The 1,722-nt window shown below is 67.8% G+C and carries 1 pseudogene; it reads right to left on the reverse strand.

Features of this window, described 5'->3' with window-relative positions:
- Positions 1 to 248: 248 nt before the first annotated feature.
- A pseudogene (locus VF542_RS06530) lies at positions 249 to 1,559 on the reverse strand (IS630 family transposase); the annotation flags it as partial.
- Between the last annotated feature and the right edge of the window lie 163 nt (positions 1,560 to 1,722).

Consider the following 1,722-nt stretch of genomic DNA (forward strand, 5'->3'; position numbering starts at 1 on the left):
CCATCGGGCCGGCGGTGCGCCACACAGGGACACGAAGACGATCGCCACCCTGACCGGCTGGTTGATGGTGGCCACCTTCGTCACCTCGATCCCGGCGTACTTCATCCTCTACGCCCCGGTGCGGGACCCCCGACTCCATCACCGGAGCCGGCGCCGACCCCATCGCAAGCGTCGCTTTGGGCGCTGTCCTCGAGCTCGTCCTCATCATCGCCAACCTCGGCACCGCCCGAGTGTCCTGCGCCGGAGATCTTCGCGATATATTTCGCTAAGGACTGGAGGATGTCCTCGGCGGTCTTGGTCCAGATGAACGGTTTCGGGTCCTCGTTCCAATTCTTGATCCACTCGCGGACGTCGTTCTCGAGGGCGACGACGCTTCGGTGGACCCCGCGCCGGATGAGTTGGTCGGTGAGGATTCCGAACCAGCGTTCGACCTGGTTGATCCAGGACGAGCCGGTCGGGGTGAAGTGCAGGTGGAAGCGGGGATGGCGGGCCAGCCAGTCGCGGATCGCCGGGGTCTTGTGGGTGGCCAGGTTGTCGCAGATCAGATGCACATCCAGCTCGGCCGGCACGGCTTTGTCGATCGCAGCGAGGAACTTGCGGAACTCGACCGCTCGGTGCTGGCGGTGCAGTGCGGAGATGACGCTGCCGTCGGCGATGTTGAACGCGGCGAACAGGCTGGTGGTGCCGTGCCGGACGTAGTCGGGGGTCTGCCGCGCCGGCATGCCGGGCATCATCGGCAGCACCGGTTGGGAGCGGTCCAGGGCCTGCATGCCGGACTTCTCGTCCACGCACAACACCACCGCGGCCTCGGGTGGGTGGTGGTAGAGCCCGACCACGTCGACCACCTTGTCCACGAACTGCGGGTCGGTCGAGAGCTTGAAGAAGTCCTGCACGTGGGGCTTGAGCTCGAACTGCCGCCAGATCCGCCCGATCGTCGAGCGGCTCAGCCCAGTGCGTGCCGCCATCGAGGCGCGAGACCAGTGTGTGGCGTTGGGCGGGGTCTGCTCCAGCGTGGCGATCACGACGTCCTCGACCTGGTCGAGCAAGATCGAGGGCGGCCGGCCGGGGCGCGGCTCGTCGACCAGCCCGTCGAGCCGGTGGGCCACGAACCGGGCGCGCCAGCGGGTCACCGTCCCGGGCGTCACCCGCAACCGGGTCGCTACCTCGGCATTGGACCGCCCGTCCGCGCAGGCCAGCACGATCTTCGACCGCAGCGCCAACGCCTGCGCGGTCTTCGCCCGCCGCGCCCACCGGGTCAGCTGCTCCCGCTCGGCGTCGGTCACCACCAGCTCCGCCTTCGGTCGTCCCGACCGCCGGCCATCCGCCAGTCCGTCGCACCGGGCTCGGGTGAACCGTTTCCGCCAGGCGCCCACGGTCATCGTGGTCACACCCAACTCGGCGGCCAGCCGTTCGTAGACCACCCCGGGCTCGGCGCACGCGAGCACGATCTTCGCCCGCACCGCCAACCGCGCCGACTCCCCATGCGCCCACCCCAGCAGCTGTGCCCGCTCGGCGTCGGTCAACAGGAACTCGGCCTCGGCACGTTCAGCGCGGGACATCCCGAAACCATAGCAACATAGAGCGGGAATCTCAGGCGCGACACACTAGATCATCTACCACCGCGTCCCGTGCACCTCATACAAGTCGGCGGTTCAATGTCCGTCGCGTATGTCTGCCAGTAGAGATTGACCATCGTTCGCCGCGGCTGAGCCACGTTGAGTA

Origin of the sequence: Jatrophihabitans sp. (assembly GCF_036389215.1) — a bacterium.
In the GTDB taxonomy this organism is placed as follows: Bacteria; Actinomycetota; Actinomycetes; order Mycobacteriales; family Jatrophihabitantaceae; genus Jatrophihabitans_A.